Here is an 18,465-nt window from a genome sequence, read left to right as displayed (position 1 = left end):
GGCTATATGCGATTCGACAGAGCTCAGGACGAGTGCTGTTTGAAACCGCAGACACGGCACTGCACACCTGACATCGACGAGAAGGGAAGACCGATGACAATGCTCGGACTCGAAGGGAAACGAGTGCTCGTGACCGCAGGCGCCGCGGGGATCGGGGCCGCGATCGCGGAGCGGTTCCGGAGCGCCGGCGCCGAGGTGTGGGTGACGGACGTGGCCCCCGCTGCGGTGGAGGACGCCGTGGCAAGCGGTTTCTGGGCCACAGTGTCAAACGCCGCCGATGAGAACCAGGTGATCGACCTGGCGAAAGAGGTCGGATTCGAGTGGAAGTCGTTGGACGTCCTCGTCAACAATGCGGGAATCGCGGGACCCACAGGCCCGATCGAGACTTTGGATACGCAGGAGTGGATGTCCACTTTCGACGTCAACATCCATGGTCAGTTCTACTGCGTGAAGCACTTCCTGCCGCTGCTTCGCACCAGCAGTTCGGCCTCCATCATCAACCTGTCCTCTGCCGCCGGGCGGCTCGGAATGGCAGGCAGAAGCGCCTACTCCGCGACGAAGTGGGCTGTCGTCGGTCTGACCAAGACGCTGGCGATCGAGCTCGGGCCCGAGAACATCCGTTGCAACGCGATCTGCCCGGGAGCCGTGGGCGGTCCCCGGATCGAAGCCGTCATCGCCTCCAAGGCGGAGATGCTCGGCACCAGTGTTGAAGAAGTCACCGCGCTCTACACCGGTCAGTCGTCGCTCAATCGACTCGCGGATGCCTCGGATATCGGCAACATGGCCGTCTTTCTGGCCTCCGACATGGCCACTCACGTGAATGGACAGGCAATGGCAGTCGACGGCAACACGGAAAAACTGTACTGAGGACAAGGAGCACTCAATGGCGAAATCACGCAAGGTCATCATCACTTCGGCAGTGACCGGAGCTATCCACACTCCGACGATGTCCCCACATCTGCCGGTCAGCCAGGACGAGATCGCAGAGGCGGCTATCGGAGCAGCGGAAGCCGGAGCATCGATTCTCCATCTGCATGCGCGTGATCCGCAGGACGGGCGTCCCTCTCAGGACCCGAAGCACTTCGAACCTATCCTCCAGAAGGTCGCGGCGAATTCGGATGCGATCGTCAACATCACCACCGGCGGTTCTCCTCACATGAGCGTGGAGGAGCGGATGCAACCCGTCGCCACGTTCAAACCCGAGTTGGCCAGTCTGAATATGGGCTCAATGAATTTCGGGCTGTTCCCGATGCTCGACAAATACGAATCGTTCGAGAACGAGTGGGAACGCCGGCACCTCGCAGATTCGCGTGATCTCGTCTTCAAGAACACTTTCTCCGACATCGAGACGATCCTCGAGATCGGGACCTCGAACGGCACCAAGTTCGAATTCGAATGCTATGACATCTCCCACCTCTACAATCTGGCTCACTTCCAGGGGCGAGGACTGACGCAGGGCCCCCTCTTCGTCCAGTCGGTCTTCGGTCTCCTCGGCGGCATCGGCGGGCACCCGGAGGATCTCATGCACATGCGTCGGACCGCCGACCGTCTGCTTGACGACTACCAGTGGTCCATTCTCGGGGCAGGAAGGAACCAGCAGCCATTGGCGACGATGGGCATGACGATGGGTTCGCACATTCGGGTCGGACTGGAGGACTCACTCTGGATCGGACCAGGACGATTGGCCGAGTCGAACGCGCAGCAGGTCGAGAAGATGCGACGCATCGTCGAGGAACTGGGCATGGAGGTCGCGACTCCTGACGAAGCGCGGACGATGCTCGGACTGAAAGGTGCGACGAATGTAGGATTCTGACGCCCCCAACGTGTCTCCCGGTCTGTCTTCCACCTTGTCTTCCAGCCTCCGTGCAAGGTTGCTCCCGCTATGCGGGGGAGCGACCCAGGTTCTGCGGGAGTCCACAAAGAAGCGGTCCGATTCTTGAACCATTCCAACCTGGAATTTGGCATACCACTACCGTGGTGAGTGCGACCACAGTGCAGTGGAGGTGACGCGGAAGTACGATCAGCGGATTCCCCTCTGTGCCGGCGGTGGCGACACAGGCTCGTTTGGCCTGGTCAGACACAGGAAGGGAATCGTATGGACATACTGCGTTTAGGACCGATCGGACAGGAGATCCCGGTCGTGCACTCGAAGGACACCTACTACGACCTGCGCCCTCTCACCGCCGACATCGATGGGAGGTTCTTCGCGGACGGCGGGATCGAGAAGGTGGAAGCAGCTCTGAATGCAGGTGAGCTGACGGTGCTCGCAGGCGCGGAGGACATGCGCATCGGAGCGCCTGTCGCCCGACCCTCCTCGGTCGTGTGCGTGGGAATGAACTACGCCGCCCACGCGCGGGAGGCGGGCGCGGAACCGCCCATGGCTCCTGTCGTCTTCCTCAAGATGCCCTCGACGATCGTCGGTCCCCATGATCCGATCGAGCTCCCGCCCAACGCGACGAAGGCCGATTGGGAGGTCGAGCTGGGACTCGTCATCGGCGCCCCGACCTTCCGAGTCGCCTCGCCGGAAGAGGCTCTCGGGCACGTCGCCGGCTATGTGCTCGCCAATGATCTCTCCGAGCGTCGCCTGCAGATCGAGGAGTCCGGCGGGCAGTGGTCGAAGGGCAAGAACCTCCCCGGCTTCACGCCTCTCGGCCCTGTTCTCAAGCCCGCCGCCGAGGTGGACCCGAGTTCCCTGGGCATCCGCAGCTGGGTCAACGGCGAGATCCGCCAGGAGTCGACGACCACTGACCTGATCTTCTCGGTGGGAGACATCATCCACCAGCTCAGTCAGGCGATGGCCTTCGAGCCGGGCGACGTCGTCCTCACCGGCACTCCGCAGGGCGTGGGGTTGTCCGGCAGGTTCCCGTACCTGGCCGATGGCGACGTCGTCGAGATCGAGATCGACGGACTCGGGCGGCACCGTCAGGTCGTGGCCGTCACCGACTGACGACGAGGCGGCACAACCGTCGAGGCGGCACAACGAAAGGGCCGGCGCTTCCGAATGGAAGTGCCGGCCCTTCAGTGTGATGGGTGCGGATCAGCGCTCTTCGCCGTAGCCGCCCTGTTCCTGGCCGCCCTGGTCGCCGCCGAAGCCGCCCTGTTCCTGGCCACCCTGGTTGCCACCGAAGCCGCCTTCGGACTGCTCGTTGCCACCGAAGCCGCTGTCGGGCTGTCCGCCCTGCTCGTTGCCGCCGAAGCCGCCTTCGCCCTGGTTGCCCTGGCCTTCCCCGCCGCCGAAGCCGCCCTGTTCCTGGCCGCCCTGATCGCCGCCACCGAAGCCACCCTGCTCCTGGCCGCCCTGGTCGTTGCCGCCGCCGACGAAGTCACCTGCGGCCTCGCGTCCCTGCTGGACCTGGTCGGAGTACTGGCCGCCGGTTGCGTTGTCCGCAGCCTCGGAAGCCTGGTCCAGCCCCTGGTTGGCGAATTCCTGACCCTGCTCGGAGTTGAGAGCGTCCTGTGCCTGGTTTGCGTAGTCTTCGATTCCCATTGCTGACTCCTTGAAAGAGATTTACCGCCGCTCTTTGCGGCTTGCCGTCAGTCTTCGGCACCGATCGAGGCTCACGCAACGGAAAAAGTTGAATATTGCAAGATGTTTTCAGAAGACCCAGAATCTGTACATACTCCGCCCAGTTCTCTCAGGGTTTGCTCAGGTTATCGCCGTCGACCTGTCATGCGTGGACGTTACCCTGCCCGTGTAACGAAGGTGTTGCACAGTCGCAGATGCTCCGCGAGGAACAGCGCGCCAGGATGATTGTGAGCAGCGAACAAGGGCGGTCGCGCAGTCAAGCAGTGGCCGGTGGTCCCGACTGTCGGGACTGGAGGCATCGTTTTCTCGACCTGCTCTCACGATATGAACTGATCGTGCCACTGAGCGGGAGTTTCGTGGTAACTATTGTTCCAGCGCGTGATGAAGCGCGGCATCCACTCTTCTTTCGTCCCATTGGCTGGGAGCGGGAGATTGCCATAAGGAGCACACGATGGTTCGGCCACAGGCGGTCACTGTCCTTGACGCCACTCTGCGTGACGGGCTGCAGATCGAGCCGGCCATCGTGCCCACCGGGGTGAAAGCGGCTCTCGCCGAGAAGCTCATCGCCGCCGGACTCAAGCAACTGGAGATAGGATCGTTCGTCAATCCGAAGAAGGTCCCGCAGATGGCCGACACGGACGACCTCCTCCGGCGGCTGCAGACTCACGAGAACGATGGAGTCGAACTGTTCACTCTCGTCTTCAACCGGAAAGGCGCGGAGCGCGCCGCCGATGCAGGGGCGAAGAACATCAAGCTCGTCATCTCGGCATCCGAGGGCCATTCCCGGGCGAACTCCGACGCCCCGATCGCCCAAGCCACGGAACGACTGCTCGCCGCCGCGGACTGCGCTCGCGACCACGGAATCCGCTTCGACATCACCACGGCGGTGAGCTTCATCTGTCCCTTCGACGGGATCACTGCGGCCGATGACCTCGTCGAGGTCCTGCGCCCCTTCGTCGACGCTGGCGCCCACGGAATCGGAATCGCCGACACCATCGGCAACGCCAACCCGACCTTGGTGCGCACCAACACCTCGGCGGTGCTCGAAGCGTTCCCGGATCACCCGCTGAACCTGCACCTGCACGACACCTACAACTTCGGGATGGCCAACGTCATCGCCGCGCTCGAGCTCGGCGTCGCCTCCTTCGACTCCGCGATGGGCGGACTGGGCGGATGCCCGTTCGCACCGGGAGCCGCCGGCAACATCGGCACCGACGACCTCGTCCACCTCCTCCACCGCGAAGGAGTCGCCACCGGCATCGACGTCGAAGCCCTCGCCGAGGTGCGGGAGCCCCTCATCGCCGCCGTCGGCCATGAGCTCAGCTCGAGTCTGTCGCAGATCCCCGCGGTCCCTGCCGCGTTCGGCGGCGGAGTCACGAGCGCCTCCGCCCCTGCTGCGCACGAAGGCGCGGGCCGATGACCGCCACCCCCACCTCGGCGAATACCGATTCCCCTGCGGATTCCGCCTCCTCTGCGAATCCTGCTTCCGCGGCCGTCGCTGCTGACGAGCTGCCGCTGGCGGGGATCCGGGTCATCGAGTTCTCCCACATGGTGATGGGACCGAGCTGCGGAATGATCCTCGCGGACCTCGGCGCCGAGGTGATCAAGGTCGAACCCCGCGGACGCGGCGACAAGACCCGCTACCTGCCCGGGTCGGGGTCGGGACTGTTCCCCGCGTTCAACCGGAACAAGAAGAGCGTCCAGCTCGACATCGCCGAGGCGGCTGATCGTGAGGTCGCACTGTCCCTCATCGAGTCGGCCGACGTCCTGCTCGAGAACTTCCGGGTCGGGAAGATGGAGTCGATGGGATTCGGCTACGAGGAGCTCTCGGCTCACAATCCCGGCCTCATCTACTGCTCGCTCAAAGGGTTCCTCCCCGGTCCCTATGGGAGCCGCTCGGCGCTCGACGAAGTGGTGCAGATGCTCGGTGGGCTGGCCTACATGACGGGCCCACCCGGCCAGCCCCTGCGGGCCGGCGCCAGCGTCAACGACATCATGGGCGGCATGTTCGGCGTCATCGGCGTCCTCTCGGCGCTGCGCGTGCGGGAGAGGACCGGGCGCGGCCAGGTCATCAACTCGGCCCTGTTCGAGAACAACGCCTTCCTCGTTGGCACCCACATGGCCCAGGCCCAGCTCACCGAGGAGCCGCTGCGGCCGATGCCGACACGGATGGCGACCTGGGCCGTCTACGACATCTTCCGCGATCGCGACGGGAGTCAGATCTTCGTCGCCGCCGTCAGCGACGGGCAGTGGCGGGACCTTTGCCAGGAGTTCGGACTGCGGACCCTGCTCGAGGACCCGGCGCTGGTCGACAATCAGGGCAGGGTGGATCAGCGGGAGCGCATCCACCGTACTCTGCAGGCAGCCCTGTCGGAGCTGCGCCTCGATGTGATCGAGGAGAAGTGCACACGCCGGGGCCTGCCCGTCGCCCGCGTCAACACCCCCGCGGACCTGACGACGGATGAGCACCTCGTCGCCTCCGGCGCCCTGGCCTCGACCGGTCTCCCGCCACCGCAGGGGGCCGGTCCGCAGGGGGCCGGTGCGCAGGAGGCTCAGGACACGAAGCGGATCGACCTGCCCCTGCTGCCGCTGACCCTCGACGGCCGGCGGCTGGGTCTGCGCTCCGACGTGCCGGCCGCGGGAGAGCACAATGAGGACTTCCGCGACGGCCGCCTCGGCGAGGGACAGCCCGAGGCCACCGACGGTGAACGCAACGCACCGATGCAGCCCGACGGCCGCCTCGGCGTGGGCACCGGCAGCACCGACAACGACAACGCACAGCACACAATCAAGGAGTGACGATGAGATCGATGGAGATCGCACGAATGAGCCGGGGCACCTCGGCGAAGAAATCCGGGGCGCTCAAGGTCGGCGCGGTCCTCGCGTCCCTGGCCCTGGTCGTATCCGGATGTTCGGGCAAGGCACAGCCTCCCGGCGAGGGCGGCGACTACCCGAAGGGACCGGTCACGGTGACGGCACCGGCCGAGCCGGGATCCGGCTGGGACACGACGGCTCGCGCCGTTGTCGAGTCGCTGCAGAAGGAGAAGATCGTCGAGACTCCGCTGCCGGTCCAGAACCGTCCCGGCGGAACCGGCTGCACATGGATGACGTCGATGATGGAGCAGGAGAAGGGCAAGGACGACCAGATCGCGATCACGTCCCTGGCCAGCCAGACGATGAAGGCGCGCGGACTGTGCGAGTACGGTCCGCAGGACACGACGCTCATCGCCACCCTCTACGTCGAGGACTTCATCGTCGTCAGTCCCGCCGACGGTGAGATCAAGGACCTCGACGGCCTGGTCAAGGCGCTCAAGGACGACCCGCAGAAGGTCACCGTCGCCGCAGCCGGCGATGACACCCTGCCGTTCGCACTGTTCGCCAAGGCGGCAGGCGTCTCACCCGCCGACGTCAACTTCGTCAACTACGACGGCGGCGGCGAGCAGACGACGGCTCTGCTCAACGGGGATGCGACGGTCGCGATCGCCGGGCTCAGCGAGTTCCGCTCCGTGCTCGAATCCGGTGACATCAAGCCGATCGTGACATTCGCCGACAAACCGCTGATGGCGCCCTTCGAGTCGGTGCCCACAGCGGTCGACTCCGGCTACGACGTGACCCTGAGCAACTGGCGCGGAGTCTACGGACCCGCCGAGATGCCGCAGGCCGCGGTCGACTACTGGAAGGGCGCGCTCGAGGACCTGTCGAAGTCCGAGTCGTGGAAGTCCACTCTGACGAAGAACCAGTGGGCACCCGAGTTCCGCACCGGCGACGATGCGAAGCAGTACGTCGAAGAGGCCGCTGCGACCGTCGACGCAGGAGTCAAGGAAACCGACATCGGCAGCAAGTGATGCGATGTGCTGGTGACGGACCCACTCGGGCCCGTCACCAGCCTCCATCGTGCAACGCCGTCAGGCAGCTTGCCTGCCATCAGGCTTGCAGCCTCCGTCCTGCCGATCCACCGAGCAGAAAGTCCGCACCATGGCCCGGTCCCTGACCGCAGCGCACCGCCGTGACCTCATCACCGGCAGCGCCATCGTCGTCATCGGCGTCGTCTACTTCATCGCGACGTTCTCGATCCAGCGCACGAACGACATCGTCACCCCGGCGACCTTCCCCGCCATCGTCGGCGTCGCCCTCATCGTCCTCGGCGCCGTCCTCGTCGCGCAGTCGCTGCTGGCCAGGAGCACCCCCGCCGAGGCGGCCCCTGGTCTCCCCGCCACCGACGTCACCGCCGCGTCCGAGACTTCGGGCAGCACCACCTCGGCGGGAATCACCGACGACGGCACCACCTCGGCGGGGGAGTCGGTTGACGGAGCCTCCTCGGCGGGGGAGACGGGCGTGATCATCGCAGCGCCGCCGGAGCCGAAGTCGAAGCAGGTCGCGCTCCAGTTCGCCCTCTTCTTCGTCTACCTGGCAATCCTCATCCCCGTCGGGTTCCTCCTCTCCACCGCGGCGTTCCTCATGGGCCTGACCAGCATCTACGCGCCCGATCGGTGGATTCGCAACCTCGTGTTCTCGGTGGTCTTCGCTGTTGTCGTCTACGTCGCATTCGTCTACGGGCTGGCGGTCTACCTGCCCGCCGGGATCCTGGGTTAGGGGGCGGGAATGGACACTCTTGTCGATCTGGGCAACGGCTTCGCCACCGCCCTGCAGCCGGCCAGCCTCGCGTTCGCCCTCCTCGGCGTGCTGCTGGGGACCGTCGTCGGCGTGCTGCCCGGGATCGGGCCGATCTCCGCGATCGCGATCCTCATTCCCGTGTCGTTCGGGATGGAGCCGATGCACGGGCTGATCCTGCTCTGCGGCATCTACTACGGGTCGATGTACGGCGGGTCGATCACGGCCACGCTGATCAAGACCCCGGGTGAGGTCTCGAGTGCGGTGACGGCCATCGAGGGATACGAGATGGCGCGGAAGGGCCGGGCCAAGACAGCGTTGGCGACAGCGGCCATCGGCTCGTTCCTGGCAGGGACGCTTGCCATCATCGGGCTGACGTTCCTGTCGCCCCTGCTCGTGCAGCTCGCGACGGTGTTCGGCGCCACCGAGTACTTCCTGCTCATGGCCACGGCGCTGCTGCTCGCCTCGACGATGTCGTCGGGGTCGCGGGTCAAGGCGCTGATCTCGGTGTTCATCGGCTTGGCGGTCGGGCTGATCGGGCTCGACTTCCAAACCGGACTGCCGCGGCAGACGTTCGGCATCAGCCTGCTCTCCGACGGCATCGACTTCACGATCTTCGCCATGGCGCTGTTCGCGATCCCCGAAGCCATCCGCAACCTCGCGCTCGGGCGCGGAGGCAAGGAGGAGATCCAGCGGTTCGGGGACGAGAAATGGATGACGAAGGAGGACTGGAAGCGCTCGAGCGGGCCCTGGGCGCGTGGTTCGGTGCTCGGATTCATCATCGGCGTCCTGCCCGGCGTCGGCCCCTCACTCGCCTCATTCATGTCCTACATCATGGAGAAGCGGATCTCGAAGCGGAAGGACGAGTTCGGCCACGGCGCCATCGAAGGAGTCGCCGGGCCCGAGGCCGCGAACAACGCCGGAGTCGGCGGGGCGATGGTCCCCCTGTTCAGCCTCGGCATCCCGGGATCCGCGACCACCGCGCTGCTGCTGTTCGTGTTCACGATGTACGGGCTCCAGCCGGGGCCGCTGATCTTCCGCGAGGAATCGGGCCTGATCTGGGCGATCATCGCCAGCATGTACATCGGCAACATCGCGCTCATCGTCCTCAACCTGCCGCTCGTCGGAGTCTTCGTCAAGCTGCTGAAGATGCCGAAGGAGCTCCTGTTCTCCGCGATCCTCGTGCTCGTGACGATCGGGGCTTACGCGATTGAGTTCAGTCTCTTCGGACTCATGCTGCTCGGACTGTTCGGAGTCTTCGGCTATCTGATGGAGAAGGGCGGCATCCCGCTCGCGCCATCGATCCTGGCACTCGTCCTCGTCCCGCTGCTCGAGGACAACTTCCGCCGGATGCTGCAGATCTCGGGCGGATCGTTCCTGCCTCTGCTCACTCGCCCGGTGTCCCTGAGCATCATCATCCTGATGCTGCTGGGCATCATCGCCCCAATCGTCGTCCGCTGGTGGATCCGCCGGCGCCAGATCCTGATGGATTTCACTGTCGTATGAAAGAGATCGGAACCATCCGAATGAAAGAGATCGGAGTCATCGACCGCAGCGCCGCGATCCTCACCGCGCTGCAGGAAACACCCTTGACCGCCGCCGAGGTGTGCCGTCGCCTGGGGTATTCGAAGTCGACCACGTACCGCCTCCTCGCAGACCTGCGCGCGCACCGGTTCATCGTCCGGGACTCGTCGGGGCTGCTGCGCCTGGGACCGTTCCCCGGCCGGCGCAGCATCGCCACGACGAACTCCGTGCTCGAGCACCTGCGGTCCCTGACGGGGGAATCGGTGCAGCTGTGGGTGCGGGTCGGTGAGGAACGCGTGTGCGTGCGCACCGCCGAGGCCGACCACGAGCTGCGGGTCTCCCGCAGCGTCGGCACGATCCTGCCTCTCGTCGACGGCGGGTCCGGGGCGCTGGCCCTGTGCGGTCCCGGCAATCCACAGGAGTTCTACGCGACGAAGCAGGCGCGGGTGCAGGGCACCGCCTCGGCGAGCGTGGCCTTCACCGTCGGCGCCACCGTGTTAGCGATCTGCGTGTCCTACCCGCTGTCCAGGGAGCCGGAGAACGTGGCCGGCGCCTACCGTGGGCTGCTCACTCATGCCGCCGGCGAACTGCGGCAGGTGCTCGAGCGCAGTGAGGAGCTCAGCGTCCTGCGCGACATCGCCCGCCTGGCGATGGGAGCGAAGAAGCAGCAGCCCGCGCCCGCGTGAGGGCGGGGGCGTCCGCTTGCGGGTGCCCCGCGGGGCCACAGCTGCTGGGTTGAGCCGATTGGCGATTTTCCGGTAGGAGAAGGTCGAGAATCGAGGCGAAAATCGACCATCTGCTCCCTGGAAATGCCGCTTCGGCAGTGGAGGGGCTGCTCCTGCTGAGTGCCGCTGTGGGCTTGGCTGTTCGGACTACGTGCAAGCCGCCGGGAGCCCACTACGGATCGGCAGGTTGTGGACGAAATGCCCCGGGTGCCGTGGAGTCGAGTGTCTCGGCTGTCTGCGCCTGTGGTCCGACGCGCCCCTTCTGCGAACACTGGGTGCCCGTCGGGCACGAGGCGACTCAGCTGACCGGATCGGACTGCGGAGGAATGAGGCGGCACAGTCGGGTGCATCGGGCTGGGGGCGAATGGGGCGACTCGGGTGCTCCGCCTGGTGGACGGGTGCGCAGCCATCCACAGGCACGTTCCGCGATCTTCAGTCGGAGTGAGCAATGCCTGACCCTTGGTGGGTATGGACGATCTGTTCGAGCTGCGAGACTATCCGGTGCTCTTCCGCACTCGGGAGGCAGCGGAGCGTGGACTCAGCCGCTACCGGCTTCGCTGCGATCCGCGTTTCGTCTCGGTGTTGATGGGAGTCCATCAAGATCCTCGAGAGCTGCAGGCGCTCTGGACTCCTGTGTGGGCCGACTCGAAGTGGATGGAGGAGCGCCTCCGACTTCGTGCAGCCGACATGCTCATGCCCGGAATCGGAGCCGCCCATCTCACCGCGGCCAGGCTTCTCGGCCTGCCCCTGCCGAACCGGGTGCAGGACACATCGCTCCACGTGGTGACCGCGGACTGGGACAGGAAGATCTCGCGTGCCGGAGTTCGGGCGCGTCGGCGCCGAGGCACGGCGATCCTCCGCTGGCTCGACCTGCCGTTCGGCCGTCCGGCGGATATGTTCATCGACTTGGCGGTGGTGCTCACGATCGACGAACTCATAGCCGTCGGGGACGCGATGGTAGGGCCCTGGCATGGGCCGGCGATCTATGGACTGGCAGAGTTCCGCGACTACGTCAGGGGCCGGAGATACCTGCGCCAGAGGTCGAAGGTGGAGCGCGCACTCGACATGATTCGGGCAGGCGTGGATTCCCCGCAGGAAACCAGGCTGAGACTGTGGGTGATCGGGCGAGGACTCCCCGAGCCGGAGGTCCATCCCGACATCTTCAGCCCCTACCTCGATCGAGTCATCGAACCGGATCTGGGATTTCGCGAACAGCGTCTGGCACTGGAGTACGAGGGCGACCATCATCGATCGTCGCCGGCCCAGTGGGACAGCGACATCAGGCGGGATGAAGGACTGCGGCGAATGGGCTGGGTCGTTCTCAAAGTGACTGCCCGCACCGACATGGCAGCGTTGGAATGCCAGATCCGGGATCATTTCCGAAGCTGTGGCTGACCAGCCGGGAATCTCAGGGAGGAAACGGTCGATTCTGAGTGCTGAAATCGACCATTTCCTCCCTGAAACTCGCGTGGATCAGGCAGTCGCCGAGGCGATCAGCCCGTCACCGAGGCGATTTGTTCCTCGGTGAGGCCGAGCAGATCGGCGAGGACTTCGTGGGTGTGCTCTCCGAGGTCAGGGCCCAGGTGCTGAATGGGCAGCGACTGGTCGCCGATGACCGGGACGATTCCGGGGAATCCCACGTTCGGGAGCACCTCGTCGCCGGTGGAGACGTCGAAGTGCTGGATCATGTGACGGGCTTCGTACTGGGCGTCGACGCTGATGTCGGCCGCGGTGTAGATCGGTCCTGCGGGGACTCCTGCCTCGTCGAGGATCCGCAGTGCCTCCTCCGAGGTGCGGGCCGCGGCCCATTCCCCGATCGCGGCGTCGAGCTCCTCGCGGCGCGCCCATCGGTCGGCGTTGGTCTGCAAACCGGTGTCCGACGCCAGGTCCGGCCGTCCGATGGTCTCCATGTACCTCTGGTAGATGGAGTCCCCATTTCCGGCGACCACGATGGAAGCCCCATCGCCGCAGATGTAGGCGTTGCTCGGGGCGATGCCCTCCATGCGTCCTCCGGTGCGTTCGCGGGTGACGCCGTAGGCCTGGTAATCGGGGATCAGGGATTCCATCATGGAGAACATCGCCTCGTGGAGGGCGACATCGATGACACGATCACGCAGCGGAGTAGAAGCGCCGTCGCTGCTGCGGCGAGTCTCGCGTTGGAAGAGGCTCATCACCACGCCGAAGGCGGCGTAGAGGCCGGCGATCGAGTCCCCGATGGACACGCCCACCCGCACCGGTGCGCGATCGGGATCCCCGACGAGGTTGCGGAATCCGCTGAACGCTTCGGCCACCGCGGCGAAGCCGGGGCGCGGGGACAGGGGGCCGGTCTGTCCGAAGGCGGAGATCCGGCTGATCACCAGTTCCGGGTTGATCGAGTTGAGAACCTCGGGTCCCAGGCCCCATTTCTCCAAGGTTCCTGGCCGGAAGTTCTCCAGCAGGACGTCGGACTCGGCGACGAGGGCTTTGACCGCATCCTTTCCCGCCTCGGAGCGCAGGTCGAGGACAACAGACTTCTTGTTGCGATTGATCGTCCGGAACAGCATCGAGGTGCTGCCCTTGTAGAGGCGCCAGTTGCGCAGCTCATCGCCCGTGCGCGGACGTTCGATCTTGATGACCTCTGCCCCGAAGTCCGCCAGCAGCCGACCGGCGGTCGGAGCGGCGATGTAGTTGCCCAGTTCGATGACGCGGACGCCTTCGAGCGGTCGCGATGGGATGTCGGCCATGAGTCGGATTCCTTTGCGGCGGGGTCAGAGTGGTGCGGATGGTCGGGAGGCTTGCGCGGTGCTGCCCGCGCCGAGGTGCTCGCTCAGTCTCTGATGACCGAGAGCACTCGCTGGAGTGCTGGATTGCGTGACTGACTGTTCCACAGGGCCTTGAGCTCGACCACATCGTCCGTGAGATCGGCGAATGCCAGATAGCGGACGCCGGGGATCTTGAGCAGGGAGGTCGATTCTGGCACGAACGCGATTCCATGCCCATCTGCGACGAGATTGACCATGGTGAGGACCTGGCTCAGCGAATGCTTGATCATATGGTGATCGATCGGGAAGTGCCTGACGATGAGGTTGTAGAAGTAGGTGGCCTTCGTCGCCGAGTGCAGGATCAGCGGTTGGCCAGTCACATCCGATCGGTGCAGCGGGCGATCGAGGAGGGCAAGCGGATGCCGCTCAGGCGCAGCGAGCATCAGTCGCTCTGCCAGGAGAAGCTCCGACTCGATCTCCTGCGGCGGCACTTCCAGACGACCGATGCCCAGATCGATATGGCCTTCTGCGAGATTCTCGAGCTGGGATCCCGTCACCATTTCGTGAAGGTCGAGGTCGATGCCGGGTAGTCGGTCCTCAATGACGGACACCAGGCTTCCGAGGATTCCGAACCCGCTGGCCGCGGTGAAGCCGACGCTCAGGCGTCCCCACTGGCCCGCGGCGATCCGCTGTGCGTCTCGAGGTGCACGATCCGAGACGGCCAGCAGCATCCGGGCATTGACGAGGAACGCTTCACCCGCGGGAGTGAGGCTGACCCGCCGATTGTCGCGTTCGAGGAGAGTGACGCCGACGAACCGCTCCAGCTTCTGGATCTGCCGGCTGAGCGGAGGTTGGGTCATCGACAGTTCTTCTGCCGCTCTGCCGAAGTGCAGGTGGCTGGCGACAGCCACAAAGCACTTCACTTGATCCAGGGTGTACATCGATGCCTTTCGTGCATTATTCCATGCAGATATCAGCATAGACAATATCATTAGTGCTTTCTAGGCTCACTGCAGAGAGCTCGACGAGACACATGGACGTGTCCACAGAGACTGATTGAAAAGGGACAAGGATGAAGAACACGAAACGCAGAGTTGCTGGGCTGTTCGCCGTGGGTTCGACTGTGGCGCTGGTCCTTTCCGGATGCGGCGGAAACGTTGCCGGGGGCGGCGGAGAGCCTCCGATTACCCGACCAAGGAAGTCACCGTGACTGTAGGCGCGGCGGCCGGTGGGTCGACCGACCTCATCGCACGCGCCGTGAGCGAAGGTGCGTCGAAGGAGCTCGGCCAGTCGATGCCGGTCGTCAACAAGCCGGGAGCCAACGGCGCGCTGGCTGCGAATGAGGTCGCAGCTGCCGCACCGGACGGATACAACATTGCAACGCTCAATGCCTCCCTCATCACAATCACGCCTCTGGCGGTCGGAGAGGACGAAGCAGTGAGCATCGATGACTTCGAGGTCATCACCGGCGTCTCACAGGATGACTACGTGTTGGTGGCCAACCCGGATGTAGGCGTGAAGTCGCTCGATGACATCAAGTCGAGCGACTCGAAGCTCTCCTTCGGAACGACTGGCGTCGGCACCGGTTCGCAGCTGGCGCAGAGCCTGCTGCTGGCCGAGCTGGGAATCGATTTCACCGAGGTGCCATTCGATTCCGGCGCACCCGCAGTCACTGCGACGTTGGGGAACCAGGTGAATCTCTCAACGGTGCAGCTCGGCGAGGCGAAGCCGCACATCGACGCGGGCAAGCTCGTGCCGATCATCGTCTTCTCCCAGGAGCGCAACAAGTTCCTCGAAGACGTGCCGACAGCGGAGGAAGAGGGATACGACATTCCCGTCTCCCAGTATCGGGCAATGGTCGCGCCCAAGGGCACTCCGGACGACGTGGTCAAGAAGCTCGAGGATTCGTTCAAAGCGACATTCGCCACCGAAGAGTACAAGAAGTTCAACGAGCAGAACCTCCTCACTCCGCACGAAGTCTCTGGTGATGAGATCGCCAAGGAATGGTCGGAACTGGCCGACCAGTACAAGAAGCTCGTCGACGAGCACAAGATCGATCTGTCCGATTGAGGATGACCATGATGTCGAACCCAGCCTCCGGCGAACCGATCGATGACCTCAAGCTCGAGGAGGCGGAGACACCGGATGAGCTCCTGGCCCTCTGGGAGGCCGAAGGTCCGGCCCCCAGCGGAGGCATCGCCAACCTGGTCGCATGCATGGTCACTGGAGCTTTGGGAGTGACCGGTATGGTGCTCTCGTGGAACTTGGGCCTGGGGTCGCTGGTCGACCCCGGGCCGGGGTTCTTCCCGTTCGCAGTCGCACTTATCGCCGCCGTGCTCTCTGCCGCCCAGATCTTCCTGGGACGGCGGGGAGGGGACGGTGAGAAGTTCACTTCCTACTCGACGATGGTGGTCTGGGGTGTGCTCAGCCTCGCGATCTTTGTGGCACTGCTGCCGCTCATCGGATTCGAGATCCCCTCCCTCCTCTTGTCGTTCGTGTGGATGAAATTCCTCGGCGGTGAGACCTGGCGATCAGCCACGATCTACTCGCTCCTGGTGGTCGCCGCCTTCTATGCCATCTTCGTCGCTGCTCTGCGCACGCAGATCCCACACCTGTTCTGAGGAATGCACACAATGGATTTCTTTGCTCCTGTCATTGACGGGTTCGGGACTGTTCTCGAACCCGGGAACCTCCTCTACTGCTTCATCGGTGTGCTGGTGGGGATGCTCGTCGGCGTGCTGCCAGGCCTGGGGCCGTCGGCCACCCTCGCGATCCTCCTGCCGCTGACCTTCGGGCTCGAACCGGTGACAGCGATCATCATGCTGGCCGGAATCTTCTACGGCGCTCAGTACGGAGGGACGATCACCTCGGTGCTCCTGCGCCTTCCCGGCGAAGCGAGTTCTGTGGTCACTGTATTCGACGGCTACCAGATGGCCAAGCAGGGCCGGGCCGGAACCGCGCTCGGAGTCGCAGCGATCGGGTCATTCATCGGAGGCACGGCGGCGATCATCGGTCTGACGTTCCTGGCTCCGCTCATCGCCTCCTTCGCTTTGGACTTCGGTCCTCCCGAATATGCGGCCCTGGCACTGCTCGGCGTCACACTGGTGGCGACGATCAGCTCGGGGAACAAGATCAAAGCCCTCATCGCGGCCGCCCTCGGCGTGTTTCTGGCGATGGTGGGTCGGGACGTCTTCACCGGAACCGAACGTTTCACCTTCGGCAACCTCAGCCTCGGCGACGGAATCGACTTCGTCATCGTTGCGATGGGACTGTTCGGTGTCGGTGAGATCCTCTACAACCTTGAGGAGCGCCACCGCGCCTCGGCGCCGCCGAAGAAGGTCGCACATGTCTGGCCCACGAAGAACGACCTGAGGCGCTCCTCCGGGGCCATCGGACGAGGATCTGTGCTCGGCTTCCTGCTCGGAATCCTGCCCGGCGGCGGAGCGACGATCTCGTCCATGGCCGCCTACGGTGTGGAGAAGAAGATCGCCAAGGAACCGTCGAGGTTCGGCAAGGGCGCCATTGAAGGCGTCGCGGGCCCCGAGTCGGCGAACAATGCGGCCGCGACCTCGTCATTCATCCCCTTGCTCAGCTTGGGCATCCCGGCCAATGCGACGATGGCCATGATGTTCGGAGCGCTTCTGATCCAGGGGATCACCCCCGGACCGCTCCTGGTCTCGGACGAACCCGAGCTGTTCTGGGGCGTCGTCAACTCGATGTACATCGGCAACATCCTGCTGTTGATCATGGCCATCCCCCTGATCGGCGTGTTCGTCAAGGTGCTCAGCGTTCGCCCGGCGATCCTTGCCCCGATCACCGTGCTCATCACCCTGATCGGTGCCTACACCGTGAAGAACTCCGTCTTCGACCTGGTGCTCCTCGTCGTCTTCGGTCTCATCGGCTATCTGATGAAGAAGACCGGATTCGAGCCGGGACCGCTGGTCCTCGCGTTCGTGCTCGCCGAGATGCTGGAGTCGAATGTCCGCCGGTCGCTGCTCCTCTTCGAGGGGCACCTCGCCGAGGTGTTCACTCGTCCGATCACCGTGAGCCTGCTGGCACTCCTCGTTGTCGTCGTCGTGCTTCCCATGGTCAAGACTCTGCTCGATCGAGCGAAGTCCACGCCCGTGTCGAAAGAAGAGAAAGGGCTCCACGTATGAGCATCCTCGTCGGTTATGTCCCCACGGAGACCGGGAAAGCGGCGGTCAACGCCGCCATCAGAGAAGCCGCCTGGAGAGGCGTCAAGCTCCGCATCGCGAACTCGAGGAAGCGCGGCCCTCTCGTCGACGACTCAGTCGCCGATGACCAAGCCCTCGAGGACATCAAAAGTAGGGCGGTGGAAGCCGGAGTCGACGCGGAGGTCTACAGCTTGGCGCACGAGGACGATGTCGCGGATTCGCTCCTCGAAGCGGCCGATGCCTGGGAGGTCGACCTCATAGTCATCGGACTGCGGAAGCGCTCGCAGGTGGGCAAGTTCATCATGGGGTCGCTGGCGCAGCGAATCCTGCTGCAAGCGGAGGTGCCCGTTCTCGCTGTGAAGAGCGCCTGAGCACCCGAACCCGGGCTCCGCAGGAGTAGAGACCTCGCCGGATTCCGAAACGATGACCGGTTCCCCGACGTACTCGTCGTGGGACCGGTCATCTGCTTGCCGGCGCGCTTCGCTGCGGAAGCCGGATCTCCCGGAGGGGATCCCCGCCGTCGATGAAGAGCCGACCTTCGGGAGTCAGCGCATCCGCGATCCGCTGCAGAGCGATGGCGGTGAGTTCCGGGTGCCGGCCGTCGAGCGCCCCGACCCGGATCCCGAACGCAAGATCGAAAGGCACCTCACCTTCGGCCAGCACGAAGTCTTCGACGGCGACGTGGCGCACGCTCATGCGGCCGGCGGCGATCTCCTCGGCGGCGCTGCTCGTCGCGAGGGCGGCACTCTTCGCCGAGCGGTCGATCATGAGGATATGACCCTGGCGGATGCGCGTCGCCACTGCCTTGGCTGCGGCACCGGGGCCGCCTCCAATCTCGAGCACACGCATGTCGGGTCTGAGGGGGAGGGCGTCGACGACGGACGCCAGTCGTGCGGATAGGGAACTCATGGCTGATCCTCTCTGGTCCTGGTGGCAGCGGGCCTGACCGCAGGCGGAGCTCGAGCACAGGTTTTGGCTGTGCCGGGTCGGCGTTGGTGACCACAGGCTATGACCGGCAGTCGAGCCGGTCCAGAGATCGAGTTGACTCGTTGAAAACCTTCGCGAACCCCTGATCGTTGCCTCACAGCACAACCTCCGGGAAGCTCGAGTCGTTGCCTCACAGCAAAACCTTCGCCACCGGAGTGTCAGCACCACCTGGGCGC

Annotated in this window: 18 protein-coding genes; 14 read left to right on the top strand and 4 right to left on the bottom strand. The window is 64.7% G+C overall.

What is annotated here, in order from left to right; all coding sequences use genetic code 11:
• Positions 1-93: 93 nt before the first annotated feature.
• From RIT73_RS15795 to RIT73_RS15785, 3 genes are all read left to right on the top strand, one after another.
• Positions 94-867, top strand: a complete 774-nt coding sequence (locus RIT73_RS15795; RefSeq protein ID WP_309133057.1) for an SDR family oxidoreductase — start codon at positions 94-96, stop codon at positions 865-867.
• Positions 868-883: 16 nt separating this feature from the next.
• Positions 884-1,813 carry a 3-keto-5-aminohexanoate cleavage protein gene (locus tag RIT73_RS15790; RefSeq protein ID WP_309133056.1) on the top strand — a complete coding sequence of 310 codons (930 nt, stop codon included), beginning with the start codon at positions 884-886 and terminating at the stop codon, positions 1,811-1,813.
• Between the two features lie 282 nt (positions 1,814-2,095).
• Entirely contained in the window at positions 2,096-2,947 is an 852-nt protein-coding gene (locus tag RIT73_RS15785; RefSeq protein WP_309133055.1) for a fumarylacetoacetate hydrolase family protein, read from the top strand.
• 90 nt (positions 2,948-3,037) lie between these two features.
• Here the strand turns inward: RIT73_RS15785 and RIT73_RS15780 are convergent, their stop codons facing one another.
• Positions 3,038-3,487, bottom strand: a complete 450-nt coding sequence (locus RIT73_RS15780) for an antitoxin (RefSeq protein WP_309133054.1) — start codon at positions 3,485-3,487, stop codon at positions 3,038-3,040.
• 490 nt (positions 3,488-3,977) lie between these two features.
• Here RIT73_RS15780 and RIT73_RS15775 point away from each other — a divergent pair, with 490 nt between their 5' ends.
• The 7 genes from RIT73_RS15775 to RIT73_RS15745 all read left to right on the top strand — a co-directional run bounded on the left by RIT73_RS15775 (position 3,978) and on the right by RIT73_RS15745 (position 11,781).
• The gene (locus tag RIT73_RS15775; protein WP_309133053.1) at positions 3,978-4,946 is read left to right on the top strand and encodes a hydroxymethylglutaryl-CoA lyase; all 969 of its coding nucleotides are present in this window, start codon (positions 3,978-3,980) and stop codon (positions 4,944-4,946) included.
• On the top strand, positions 4,943-6,325 hold the full coding sequence (locus tag RIT73_RS15770; protein ID WP_309133052.1) for a CaiB/BaiF CoA-transferase family protein: 1,383 nt from the start codon (positions 4,943-4,945) through the stop codon (positions 6,323-6,325). Before RIT73_RS15775 ends, RIT73_RS15770 begins: the two co-directional genes overlap by 4 nt.
• 2 nt (positions 6,326-6,327) lie before the next feature.
• Positions 6,328-7,371: a tripartite tricarboxylate transporter substrate-binding protein gene (locus RIT73_RS15765; RefSeq protein ID WP_309133051.1), complete on the top strand. Its 1,044-nt coding sequence runs from the start codon at positions 6,328-6,330 to the stop codon at positions 7,369-7,371.
• Between the two features lie 130 nt (positions 7,372-7,501).
• The gene (locus RIT73_RS15760; RefSeq protein ID WP_309133050.1) at positions 7,502-8,119 is read left to right on the top strand and encodes a tripartite tricarboxylate transporter TctB family protein; all 618 of its coding nucleotides are present in this window, start codon (positions 7,502-7,504) and stop codon (positions 8,117-8,119) included.
• A 9-nt stretch (positions 8,120-8,128) separates the two neighbouring features.
• Positions 8,129-9,643: a tripartite tricarboxylate transporter permease gene (locus RIT73_RS15755; protein WP_309133049.1), complete on the top strand. Its 1,515-nt coding sequence runs from the start codon at positions 8,129-8,131 to the stop codon at positions 9,641-9,643.
• Positions 9,640-10,347 carry a helix-turn-helix domain-containing protein gene (locus tag RIT73_RS15750; protein WP_309133048.1) on the top strand — a complete coding sequence of 236 codons (708 nt, stop codon included), beginning with the start codon at positions 9,640-9,642 and terminating at the stop codon, positions 10,345-10,347. Before RIT73_RS15755 ends, RIT73_RS15750 begins: the two co-directional genes overlap by 4 nt.
• Positions 10,348-10,854: 507 nt before the next feature.
• A complete protein-coding gene (locus RIT73_RS15745; protein ID WP_309133047.1) occupies positions 10,855-11,781 on the top strand; it encodes a hypothetical protein in 927 nt (308 codons plus the stop codon).
• 98 nt (positions 11,782-11,879) lie between these two features.
• Here the strand turns inward: RIT73_RS15745 and RIT73_RS15740 are convergent, their stop codons facing one another.
• Positions 11,880-13,109 (bottom strand): CaiB/BaiF CoA-transferase family protein, encoded by a 1,230-nt coding sequence (locus RIT73_RS15740; protein WP_309133046.1) that lies wholly within the window; start codon positions 13,107-13,109, stop codon positions 11,880-11,882.
• An 83-nt stretch (positions 13,110-13,192) separates the two neighbouring features.
• Positions 13,193-14,068 carry a LysR family transcriptional regulator gene (locus RIT73_RS15735; protein ID WP_309133045.1) on the bottom strand — a complete coding sequence of 292 codons (876 nt, stop codon included), beginning with the start codon at positions 14,066-14,068 and terminating at the stop codon, positions 13,193-13,195.
• 265 nt (positions 14,069-14,333) lie between these two features.
• Here RIT73_RS15735 and RIT73_RS15730 point away from each other — a divergent pair, with 265 nt between their 5' ends.
• The 4 genes from RIT73_RS15730 to RIT73_RS15715 are packed head-to-tail and all read left to right on the top strand — an operon-like array spanning position 14,334 to position 17,673.
• Positions 14,334-15,197: a tripartite tricarboxylate transporter substrate binding protein gene (locus RIT73_RS15730; RefSeq protein WP_309133044.1), complete on the top strand. Its 864-nt coding sequence runs from the start codon at positions 14,334-14,336 to the stop codon at positions 15,195-15,197.
• An 8-nt stretch (positions 15,198-15,205) separates the two neighbouring features.
• On the top strand, positions 15,206-15,748 hold the full coding sequence (locus tag RIT73_RS15725; RefSeq protein WP_309133043.1) for a tripartite tricarboxylate transporter TctB family protein: 543 nt from the start codon (positions 15,206-15,208) through the stop codon (positions 15,746-15,748).
• A 12-nt stretch (positions 15,749-15,760) separates the two neighbouring features.
• Positions 15,761-17,284, top strand: a complete 1,524-nt coding sequence (locus RIT73_RS15720) for a tripartite tricarboxylate transporter permease (protein ID WP_309133042.1) — start codon at positions 15,761-15,763, stop codon at positions 17,282-17,284.
• Entirely contained in the window at positions 17,281-17,673 is a 393-nt protein-coding gene (locus RIT73_RS15715) for a universal stress protein (RefSeq protein ID WP_309133041.1), read from the top strand. The genes RIT73_RS15720 and RIT73_RS15715 overlap by 4 nt, the downstream gene beginning before the upstream one ends.
• A gap of 88 nt (positions 17,674-17,761) precedes the next feature.
• Here RIT73_RS15715 and RIT73_RS15710 read toward each other — a convergent pair whose 3' ends face one another.
• Positions 17,762-18,211 carry a methyltransferase domain-containing protein gene (locus tag RIT73_RS15710; protein ID WP_309133040.1) on the bottom strand — a complete coding sequence of 150 codons (450 nt, stop codon included), beginning with the start codon at positions 18,209-18,211 and terminating at the stop codon, positions 17,762-17,764.
• Positions 18,212-18,465 lie beyond the last annotated feature (254 nt).

It is taken from the genome of Brevibacterium sp. (genome assembly GCF_031179145.1).
Classification (GTDB): Bacteria; Actinomycetota; Actinomycetes; order Actinomycetales; family Brevibacteriaceae; genus Brevibacterium.
This window is presented reverse-complemented; position numbering and strand designations above follow the sequence as displayed.

Excerpts from the sequence above, each read along its gene's own strand:
- RIT73_RS15795 (WP_309133057.1), top strand. The coding sequence starts at position 94 with ATGACAATGCTCGGACTCGAAGGGAAACGAGTGCTCGTGACCGCAGGC.
- RIT73_RS15790 (WP_309133056.1), top strand. The coding sequence starts at position 884 with ATGGCGAAATCACGCAAGGTCATCATCACTTCGGCAGTGACCGGAGCT.
- RIT73_RS15785 (WP_309133055.1), top strand. The coding sequence starts at position 2,096 with ATGGACATACTGCGTTTAGGACCGATCGGACAGGAGATCCCGGTCGTG.
- RIT73_RS15780 (WP_309133054.1), bottom strand. The coding sequence starts at position 3,487 with ATGGGAATCGAAGACTACGCAAACCAGGCACAGGACGCTCTCAACTCC.
- RIT73_RS15775 (WP_309133053.1), top strand. The coding sequence starts at position 3,978 with ATGGTTCGGCCACAGGCGGTCACTGTCCTTGACGCCACTCTGCGTGAC.
- RIT73_RS15770 (WP_309133052.1), top strand. The coding sequence starts at position 4,943 with ATGACCGCCACCCCCACCTCGGCGAATACCGATTCCCCTGCGGATTCC.
- RIT73_RS15765 (WP_309133051.1), top strand. The coding sequence starts at position 6,328 with ATGAGATCGATGGAGATCGCACGAATGAGCCGGGGCACCTCGGCGAAG.
- RIT73_RS15760 (WP_309133050.1), top strand. The coding sequence starts at position 7,502 with ATGGCCCGGTCCCTGACCGCAGCGCACCGCCGTGACCTCATCACCGGC.
- RIT73_RS15755 (WP_309133049.1), top strand. The coding sequence starts at position 8,129 with ATGGACACTCTTGTCGATCTGGGCAACGGCTTCGCCACCGCCCTGCAG.
- RIT73_RS15750 (WP_309133048.1), top strand. The coding sequence starts at position 9,640 with ATGAAAGAGATCGGAACCATCCGAATGAAAGAGATCGGAGTCATCGAC.
- RIT73_RS15745 (WP_309133047.1), top strand. The coding sequence starts at position 10,855 with ATGGACGATCTGTTCGAGCTGCGAGACTATCCGGTGCTCTTCCGCACT.
- RIT73_RS15740 (WP_309133046.1), bottom strand. The coding sequence starts at position 13,109 with ATGGCCGACATCCCATCGCGACCGCTCGAAGGCGTCCGCGTCATCGAA.
- RIT73_RS15735 (WP_309133045.1), bottom strand. The coding sequence starts at position 14,068 with ATGTACACCCTGGATCAAGTGAAGTGCTTTGTGGCTGTCGCCAGCCAC.
- RIT73_RS15725 (WP_309133043.1), top strand. The coding sequence starts at position 15,206 with ATGATGTCGAACCCAGCCTCCGGCGAACCGATCGATGACCTCAAGCTC.
- RIT73_RS15720 (WP_309133042.1), top strand. The coding sequence starts at position 15,761 with ATGGATTTCTTTGCTCCTGTCATTGACGGGTTCGGGACTGTTCTCGAA.
- RIT73_RS15715 (WP_309133041.1), top strand. The coding sequence starts at position 17,281 with ATGAGCATCCTCGTCGGTTATGTCCCCACGGAGACCGGGAAAGCGGCG.
- RIT73_RS15710 (WP_309133040.1), bottom strand. The coding sequence starts at position 18,211 with ATGAGTTCCCTATCCGCACGACTGGCGTCCGTCGTCGACGCCCTCCCC.